The organism is Fundidesulfovibrio sp., assembly GCF_058402725.1.
The window spans coordinates 1-8,594 of the sequence record NZ_JBZVFJ010000142.1; the positions used below are offsets into that span (position 1 = coordinate 1).

7 protein-coding genes are annotated in these 8,594 nt (G+C 68.2%); 2 read left to right on the forward strand and 5 right to left on the reverse strand.

Annotated features, from left to right (window positions below; all coding sequences use genetic code 11):
- Positions 1 to 80 precede the first annotated feature (80 nt).
- Complete coding sequence (locus tag ACV4UX_RS15355) at positions 81 to 1,424, reverse strand: TrpB-like pyridoxal phosphate-dependent enzyme (protein WP_491594158.1); 1,344 nt, start codon at positions 1,422 to 1,424, stop codon at positions 81 to 83.
- Between the two features lie 169 nt (positions 1,425 to 1,593).
- Between ACV4UX_RS15355 and ACV4UX_RS15360 the strand changes: the two genes are divergently transcribed.
- Positions 1,594 to 2,814, forward strand: a complete 1,221-nt coding sequence (locus tag ACV4UX_RS15360) for a YhjD/YihY/BrkB family envelope integrity protein (RefSeq protein WP_491594159.1) — start codon at positions 1,594 to 1,596, stop codon at positions 2,812 to 2,814.
- Here ACV4UX_RS15360 and moaC read toward each other — a convergent pair.
- From moaC to rpoZ, 3 genes are read right to left on the reverse strand one after another with little or no spacing between them, the layout of a single operon-like run.
- On the reverse strand, positions 2,792 to 3,283 hold the full coding sequence (gene moaC, locus ACV4UX_RS15365) for a cyclic pyranopterin monophosphate synthase MoaC (protein ID WP_491594160.1): 492 nt from the start codon (positions 3,281 to 3,283) through the stop codon (positions 2,792 to 2,794). The two genes, ACV4UX_RS15360 and moaC, sit on opposite strands and share 23 nt — an antisense overlap.
- On the reverse strand, positions 3,283 to 4,401 hold the full coding sequence (gene dnaJ / locus ACV4UX_RS15370; RefSeq protein ID WP_491594161.1) for a molecular chaperone DnaJ: 1,119 nt from the start codon (positions 4,399 to 4,401) through the stop codon (positions 3,283 to 3,285). Before dnaJ ends, moaC begins: the two co-directional genes overlap by 1 nt.
- Positions 4,402 to 4,407: 6 nt before the next feature.
- Positions 4,408 to 4,632, reverse strand: coding sequence for a DNA-directed RNA polymerase subunit omega (gene rpoZ, locus ACV4UX_RS15375; protein WP_173084256.1), 225 nt, complete (start codon positions 4,630 to 4,632; stop codon positions 4,408 to 4,410).
- Between the two features lie 506 nt (positions 4,633 to 5,138).
- Between rpoZ and ACV4UX_RS15380 the strand changes: the two genes are divergently transcribed.
- Positions 5,139 to 7,280, forward strand: a complete 2,142-nt coding sequence (locus ACV4UX_RS15380; RefSeq protein WP_491594162.1) for an ABC transporter substrate-binding protein — start codon at positions 5,139 to 5,141, stop codon at positions 7,278 to 7,280.
- 14 nt (positions 7,281 to 7,294) lie between these two features.
- On the opposite strand, the gene ACV4UX_RS15385 is transcribed toward ACV4UX_RS15380, so the two are convergent.
- Positions 7,295 to 8,594 (reverse strand): radical SAM protein (locus tag ACV4UX_RS15385; RefSeq protein ID WP_491594163.1); only part of this gene is annotated, 1,300 nt, incomplete at its 5' end.

Sequence of the window (8,594 nt, forward strand, 5' to 3'; positions counted from 1 at the left end):
CTTCGGGGTTTGCCATCAAGCGGAAAGGCCGCCGGATCGCTCCGGCGGCCTCGCTCATTCCATCTCGTCCCTGCTCCGGTCTATTCGAACGTCGGGCAGGCCTTGAGGGATTCGTCGATGTCCTCCTGGGAGTGCTCGAAGTCCACCAGGTTGCCCTGGAGGTAGGCGTCGTAGGAGGCCAGGTCCAGCAGACCGTGGCCGGAGTAGAGGAACACCACGTTCTGGCCGGGCTCGGCCTCGCGGGCCACGTCGATGGCGGCCTTGATGGCGTGGGAGGTCTCGGGCGCGGGCAGGAAGCCCTCGGTGGCCTGGAACAGGCGCGCGGCCTCGAAGCAGTCGTTCTGGAAGTAGGCGCGGGCCTCCACCAGCCCCTCGGCGGCCAGGTTGCACACGATGGGCGCGTCGCCGTGGTAGCGCAGGCCGCCCGCGTGGATGGGCGCGGGCATGTAGGAGTGCCCCAGGGTGTGCATCTTGAGCAGCGGCGTGAGCCTCGCCACGTCGCCGTAGTCGTAGCGGAACTGGCCCCGGGTCAGGGTGGGGCAGGCCTTGGGCTCGGCGGCGATGAAGCGGATCTTCTCGCCCGAGAGCTTGCGCGGCAGGAAGGGCAGCACCAGTCCGCCGAAGTTGCTGCCGCCGCCCACGCAGCCCACCAGAAAGTCGGGCTTCTCGCCCGCCATGGCCAGCTGCTTTTCGGTCTCCAGGCCCACGATGGTCTGGTGGAGCACCACGTGGTTGAGCACGCTGCCCAGGGCGTACTTGGTGTCCTCGTGGGTGGCGGCGTCCTCCACGGCCTCGGAGATGGCCAGGCCCAGGGAGCCCTGGCAGTCCGGGTCCTTGGCCAGGATGTCGCGGCCGGTCTGGGTCTTGTCCGAGGGCGAGGGGAACACCTCGGCCCCGTAGGAATTGATGAGAATGCGCCGGTAGGGCTTCTGGTTGTAGCTCACCTTGACCATGTAGACCGTGCACTGCAGGCCGAACATCTTGCAGGCGAAGGAAAGCGCCGTGCCCCACTGGCCCGCGCCGGTCTCGGTGGCCAGGCGTTTCACGCCCTCGCGGGCGTTGTAGTAGGCCTGGGGGATGGCGGTGTTGGGTTTGTGGGAGCCCGCCGGGGAGCGCGACTCGTCCTTGTAGAAGATCTTGCACTTCACGCCCAGGGCCTTCTCCAGCCTGTGGGCGCGCACCAGGGGGGTGGGCCTGAAGAGACGATAGATGTCCAGCACCGGCTCGGGGATGTCGATGCGCGCATCAGGGCTCATCTCCTGCTCGATGACGGCCTGCGGGAAGATGGGGGCCAGCATGTCCGGGGTGACGGGCTTGCCGGAGCCGGGCTCCAGGGGCGGGGCCAGGGGGGTGGGCAGGTCGGGCAGGGCGTTGTACCACTGGCGGGGCATGTCCCCTTCGGGCAGGATGATCTTGGACTCCATCGAAAGGCCTTCCTTTGGCTGGCGTTGTGGCGATACGAGGGGTTTCCCACGTGGCGCAATGGCTAGCCGCCCGAAGGGAAGCCTGTCAAGCCGCGACGGGCGCTGCGGGGAAATCCCGTCGCCAAGCGCGGTCCATTGCGCTATCCAAAGCCAGGAGCATCGACCAGTCATGTTCAAGACGCCCCTGATCCTCGCCTGGCTGCGCTTCGTGGCCGCCTCGTTCCTGCGCAACCGGGGGCTCTTGCTGGCGGCCTCGCTCTCCTACACCACGGTGCTCTCGCTGGTGCCCCTGCTGGCCGTGGCCTTCTCCGTGGCCAAGGGCTTCGGCATCTACGAAGCCCCCTACCTGCGCGAGGCCCTCATGCGCCTCACGGCCGAGAAGGGCGACGTGGTGGACGCGGTGCTGGGCTACATCCAGAACACCAACGTGAAGGCCCTGGGGTTCATCGGCGTGGCCACGCTCTTCGTCACGTCGGTGGGGCTCATCTCGTCCATGGAGTCGGCCTTCAACATCATCTGGCACGCGCCGGAGCGCAAGGGGCTGTGGGGCCGGTTCTCCAACCACGTCACGGTGATCCTGGTGTGCCCCATCTTCCTGCTGGCGGCCTTCAGCCTCTCGGCCACGCTCCAGAACGCGGCCATCGTGCAGTGGATGCGCGAGATCGAGCTGGTGAACCAGGCCCTCTCCCTGGCGCTCAAGGCCCTGCCCATGGCCATGGTGAGCGTGGCCCTCTTCGTGGTCTACACGTTCCTGCCCAACGTCCGGGTGCGGCCCCTGGCGGCCCTGGCCGGGGCCCTGGCCGCCGGGGTGGCCTGGCAGTCCAGCCAGGCCCTGTACATCCGCTACCAGATCGGCGTGACGGGCTACAACGCCATCTACGGAAGCTTCGCCCAGATCCCGCTCCTGCTGGTGTGGCTCTATGTGAGCTGGCTCATCGTGCTGGCCGGGGCCGAGGTCGCCAACGCGGCGCAGAATTTCGTGCGCGTGGCAGGGGAGGACGCGGCGCGCGGCTGGTCCATGGCAGAGCGCCGCACCCAGGCCGTAGCTCTGGCCCTGCTGCTGGCCGCACGCGCGGACGACCGCTCGGGCCCCCTGACGGCAGGCGAGGCAGCCCGGGAACTGGGAGTGCCGGTGAAGTTCGCGGAGGAGGAGCTGGAGCGCCTGCGCCTGGCCGGGATGGCCCTGCGGGCCGAAGCGCCTGAAGGCGAGACGGGCTACGCCCTGGCGGGCGCGCCGGACAGGATCACCGTGGAGCAGGTGGCCCGGGCCTGGGCCTGGGCGCGGGAGGACGGGGAAAGCTCTGCCGAGCTGCCGGGGCCGGACCAGCCAAGCCCCGAGACGGACGAGAGGACGCTGCGCGAGGCGCTTACGGCGCCAGGGGCGCCCTGAACTCGCCGCTCTTGCCGCCCGCCTTGTAGAGCAGGCGCACGCGCTCGATGACGATGTCCTTCTGCACGGCCTTGCACATGTCGTAGAGGGTCAGCGCGGCCACGCTGGCGGCCGTGAGGGCCTCCATCTCCACGCCGGTCTTGGCGTTCAGGCGCGCCTCGGCCTCGATGCGCACGGTGGAGGCGGCCTCGTCCAGCTCCAGGCGCACGTCCACGGCGTCCAGGCCCAGGGGGTGGCACAGGGGGATGAGGTCCGGGGTCTTCTTGGCGGCCATGATCCCGGCGATGCGGGCGGTGGCCAGGGCGTCGCCCTTGGGCAGCCCGCCCTCGGCCAGCAGGGCGAAGGTGGCCGGGGCAAGGCGCACCAGGGCCTCGGCCACGGCCACGCGGGTGGTGGGCGTCTTGCCGCCCACGTCCACCATGCGGGCCTGGCCCTTTTCGTCCAGATGGGTGAGGCGCGGGGAATCCATCAGGACCCCATGGCCGCGTCTTTGGCCTTCTTGAAGAAGTTCTTCACCTTTTTCATGGGTTTGTCTTCCTCGGCGCGCAGGAACTCGCGCAGGAGTTCCTCCTGCTTCTTGGAGAGCGACTTGGGCGTGGTGACGACCACCTCCACCAGCAGGTCGCCCCGGCCGGAGCGTCCGGGATGGGGCAGGCCCATGCCGCGCAGCGAGAACACCTCGCCGGACTGGGTTCCCTTGGGGATGTCCATGGTCTCCTCGCCGTCGAGGGTGGGCACCTGGACCTTCTCGCCCAGGGCCGCCTGGACCATGCCGATCTCCAGGGAGTAGACGAGATCCTGCCCCTGGCGGCGGAAGGTCTTGTCCTCCTCCACGTGGATGATCACGTAGAGGTCGCCCGGGGGGCCGCCGTGCTGTCCGGGCTCGCCCTCGCCGCGCAGACGCAGGCGCGAGCCGTCGTCCACTCCGGCGGGGATGCGCACCTTGAGATCGCGCACGTCGGGGAGCACGCCCTTGCCCTTGCAGCGGGGGCAGGGGTTGGGGACCACCACGCCCTCGCCCCGGCAGACCGGGCAGGTGACGGCGATGCGGAAGAAACCCTGGCTCTGGTGCACCTGCCCCGCGCCGCCGCACTGGCGGCAGGTCTCGGGCCGGGTGCCGGGGGCCGCTCCGGAGCCCTCGCACTCGTGGCAGGGCACGTTGCGGGGAATCTTGAGGGCGGCCTCCATGCCTTTGGCCGCGTCGCGGAAGGTGACGCGCAGGTCGTATCGCAGGTCGTTCCCGGCCTGGGGGCGCGGACCGCGCCCGCGTCCGCCCTGGCTGAACCCGAAGAATTCCCCGAAGATGTCGGAGAAGGTGCTGAAGATGTCTTCGGGGTTGGAGAAGCCTCCGAAGCCCGTGTCCCCCAGGCCCTGGTGGCCGAAGCGGTCGTAGCGGGCGCGCTTCTGGGGGTCTCGCAGCACCTCGTAGGCCTCGGCGGCTTCCTTGAACTTGGACTCCGCCTCGGCGTCGCCGGGGTTGCGGTCAGGGTGGAACTTGAAGGCCATCTGACGGTAGGCCTTCTTGATGGCGTCCTCCCCGGCGTCGCGGGGGACGCCGAGGATCTCGTAATAATCGGCCTTGGTCATGGGTGCTTACAGCTTGGGTTCGACGTAGATGCCCGCTTCCTCGATGGATTCGGCAGGGAGAACCTTCTCGCCCGCGATCTCGCGCAGGGAGGTGACGATCTCCTTGTTGCGGCATTCCACCAGGGGGTCGTAGCCTTCGCGGTACTGCTTGACCCTCTTGATGGCCATCTGCACGATCATGAAGCGGTTGTTGCACTTTTCGAGGCAGTCTTCGACGGTGATGCGGGCCATGGCGTCCTCTTGGATGATGCCGGGGCGTCGTGCGCCCAACCGGCTCGATTTGATGAATAATCAGGATATGCGATCCGTCAAGGGCTCATCGAACGAGAGCGAAGCGCTGACGGAACAGAATTTTTTAGTCGATCCTCGCGGCGCGGTCAAGGATTCGAGCCCTCCCGGCGGCATCCTCCTGCCTTTGCCGCCCGCCGGAGCGCCTCCATGTCCCGCATTGACAACATAGGCAAAACCGGCCAACAAATTGCAATGCCGCGCATGGCGTCCCGTGCGGCCGATTCCGTTCAAGGACGCCACAGTCCGCGATCCCTCAAGGGTTCGCCCCCTCGGGAGTCATGCAGGAGCATTCCGGGCCCCCTCCCCTCTTCTCCCGGCCTCCCAAGCCGCGCCGTCCTCCTCGCAGGGCTCTCGCCTTGCAGGTTCTGGCGTTGGTCTGCGCGCTGCTTTGCGCGTCGGTCGCGGCGGCCGGGCAGGCGTCACCCTCCACGCACGGACTGGAATCCGTGCGCCTCCAGCTCAAATGGCGTCACCAGTTCCAGTTCGCGGGCTACTATGCCGCCATCGAAAAAGGCTTCTTCCGCGACGAGGGCCTTGCCGTGGAACTGATCGAGGGCAGCCCGGGCGTCAACCCCTCCCAGGTGATCCAGGAAGGCAAGGCCGATTTCGCCGTGGACGCCCCTTCCATCGTCATCCAGCGCCAGATGGGGGCGCCCCTGGTGGCCCTGGCCGCCATTTTCCAGCATTCGCCCACCGTGGTGCTCACCCGGCGCGATTCGGGCATCCTCACCCCGCAGGATCTGCGCGGCAAGCGCGTCATGTTCACCGAGATCACCGATCCCGAATGCCTGGCCATGTTTTCCAACGAGCACGTGGCGCTGGATTCCCTCATCATCCGGCCCCACACCTGGAGCATCAACGACCTCGTCGAGGGGAAGGTGGACGCCCAGACCGCCTACCTGACCAACGAGCCCTACCAGATGCTCCTGCGCGGCGTGGAGCCCGGCGTGATCAACCCACGCAGCTACGGCATCGACTTCTACGGCGACTGCCTGGTGGCCACGGAGGCCAAGGTGCGCGAAGAGCCCCGGCTCGTGGAGGCCTTCCTGCGCGGCGCGCAGCGCGGCTGGCGCTACGCCATGGAGAACCAGGAGGAAATTGCCCGGCTGATCCTGGAGAAATACACCCCGCGCAAGAGCCTGGACGCCCTGCTCTACGAGGCGCATGTCATGGACGAGCTCATCAAGCCGGAGTTCGTGGCCATCGGGCACATGAACCCGGAGCGCTGGCGACACATCGCCGACGTGTATGTGAAGCTCGGCATGATGCCCCAGGGCTACAGCCTGGAGGGCTTCCTCTTCTCCGACATCATCGAGGAGGCCGCGCGCCGCGAACAGCGCATCTTCCGCAACGTCCTGAGCGTCCTTGCCGGGGCAGTGCTCCTGGTTGCCGGGTTCGGCATCGCCCAGTGGCGCTTCAGCAAGCGCCTCGCCCGGCAGGTGCGCGAGCGCACCGAGGCCCTGGCCGCCAGCGAGGAGACCTTCCGCAGCATCGTGGAGTCGTCCCCCGTGGGCATGCTCTTCTTCCGCAGGGGAGCGGACGGCCGCTACCGCCTCACCGGGGGCAACCCGGCGGCGGACCGCTACACCGCCCTGCCCTACCGGGATTTCCTGGGCCGCACCCTGTCCGAGTCCTTCCCGGACCTGGACGCCTCGGACGCGACGGAGGGCGAGGCCTCCCAGCGATCCGTGGAGACCCGCTCCGGCGAGGGGCTCTTCAGGGGGCTCTACGACCTGCACCTCTTCCATACCGGGCCTGAAGCCCTGGCGCTCATCTTCCAGGAGGTCTCGGAGCGCAGGCGCATGATGGAGATGCTCATCCAGTCCGAAAAGATGATGAGCCTGGGCGGCCTGGCCGCCGGCATGGCCCACGAGATCAACAATCCCCTGGGGGGAATCATCCAGAGCGCCCAGGTGGTGCTCTCGCGGCTCACCAGGGACTCGGAGGTGAACCGCCAGGCCGCCATGGCCGCCGGTTGCGAGATGGAGGCCGTGCGCAACTTCCTCACCGCGCGCGACATCCTTTTCATGGTGCAGGCCATGCGCGATTCGGCTTTGCGCGCGGCCCAGATCGTCGGGAGCATGCTGGAGTTCAGCCGGGCCGGAGACGTCTCCCTGTCGCCGCTCTCGCTGCCGACGGTGCTGGACAAGGCGGTGGAGCTCTGCTCCACGGACTTCGACCATCAGAACAAGTACGATTTCAAGGGCGTGCGCATCCTGCGCGAGTACGAGGCGCGCCTGCCCCCGGCCCTGGGCAACCGCACGCAGATCCAGCAGGTGTTCATGAACCTCATGGCCAACGCGGCCCACGCCATGGCCGGGCAGGGCGATCCGGAAATCGTCCTGCGCGCGCGGCGCGACGGCGACATGGCGCGCGTGGAGATCGAGGACAACGGCCCGGGCATGACGGAAGAAGTGCGCCGCAAGGTGTTCGAGCCCTTCTTCACCACCAAGGGCGTGGGCGAGGGCACGGGCCTGGGGCTCTCGCTCTCCTACTTCATCATCACCAACAACCACAACGGCACCATCGAGGTGGAGTCCGCCCCCGGCCAGGGCACTTGCTTCATCCTCCGGCTGCCGTTGGCCTGAGGGCGGGCTCTCACTCAGCCGCCAAACCGCTTCCCGGGAATCCCCGAGTCACGCTCCAGCAGCGTGTGGTAGCCTTCGAGCATTGCCCGCAGACGGTCCTTGAAGGCCGCGCACTCGGCGTTGCGCAGTGCGGGGTTCAGGGTTCTGCCGTCGAAGAACGACGCGTAGCACATGGTGCAGAGTTCCCAGGCCCAGCATGCCCGGCAGGACTCCGTCAGGCGCAGGAAGGCTTCGTGGAGCCCGGCCGTTCGCACGGGGTCCAGCCAGCCCGACACGTGCCCGAGCGGATAGCCGCTGTCGAGCTTTTCGCAAGGGTAGAGCGCGCCGTCTGCGGCCACGAAGAGGCGGCGCATGCCAGGCACGCAGCAACCCAGCAGCCGATCCGGGGCCTTCGCGCCGTGGCGCTCAAAATAGGCACGGTAGGGCGCTTCGAAGAGTGCGGAGAGGAAGCGGTCCGTATTCCCCGCAATCAGGGCCTCCAGGTAGCGGCCTTCGAGTTCGGCCAGCACGTCCGGACCGTTGCCGCTCCAGGACGCCGCGACGTCCTGCCGCTCCGCGCCTCCAGGAAGGACGAAGGCGACGTTCACGGCGCAGCCCGAAAGCACCTCGTGGCCCGAAAAGAAGCGGTGCATTGCGGGCAGGTCCTGCTCGTCCAGGCACACTGCCGAAAAGCGCAGATTCGTGCGCGCCCAGCCGGGCCACGCGGCGGCGAGGCGCTCCACGTTCTCCAGCACACGGCGGTGGGTGGGCCTGCCGAGCGCGTCCCTGCGCCGGGCGTCGTGCACCGAGGCGGGGCCGTCCAGGCTCACCGTCACGGTGAACGCGTTCTCCGCAAGGTATCGCGCCGTTTCGCCCTCCAGGAGCGAGCCGTTGGTGGTCAGGGCGAAGAACGGCCTCGTCTCGCCAGGGGCGAGACGTGCGTCGACGAAGGCCACCACGCGGCGGATCACGTCCATGCGCAGGAGGGGCTCCCCGCCGTAGAAGGAGATGTGGCACTGCTCGGCCCGGCCTGTCAGAAAGCGCTCCACGGCGGCCAGGGCCAGCTTCGGGGGCATGTGTCGCCGCGCATGCTCTCTGCGTCCGGGATAGCCTCCGCCATAGAGGCAGTAGCGGCAGCGGAAGTTGCACTCCTCGGTGAGGTTGAGCAGGAGGTGTTCGTGGCGCTGGCCGAGGGTGCGTTCGGCCGTGTCTGGATACGCGCAACGTGACGGCCCGAGGAGGCGGCGGGCGCGGCAAGCGTCCTCGGCCTCTACCACCGCCCTGCGCGCCATTCGGGCCAATGCACCGGCCAACCTGCCCCAGAGCGTGCGCGCT

Bases quoted from the DNA above. Each gene is read 5' to 3' on its own strand.
- rpoZ (WP_173084256.1), bottom strand. From the start codon at position 4,632: ATGGCCCGCATCACCGTCGAAGACTGCCTCGAAAAGTGCAACAACCGC.
- ACV4UX_RS15360 (WP_491594159.1), top strand. From the start codon at position 1,594: ATGTTCAAGACGCCCCTGATCCTCGCCTGGCTGCGCTTCGTGGCCGCC.
- moaC (WP_491594160.1), bottom strand. From the start codon at position 3,283: ATGGATTCCCCGCGCCTCACCCATCTGGACGAAAAGGGCCAGGCCCGC.
- dnaJ (WP_491594161.1), bottom strand. From the start codon at position 4,401: ATGACCAAGGCCGATTATTACGAGATCCTCGGCGTCCCCCGCGACGCC.
- ACV4UX_RS15355 (WP_491594158.1), bottom strand. From the start codon at position 1,424: ATGGAGTCCAAGATCATCCTGCCCGAAGGGGACATGCCCCGCCAGTGG.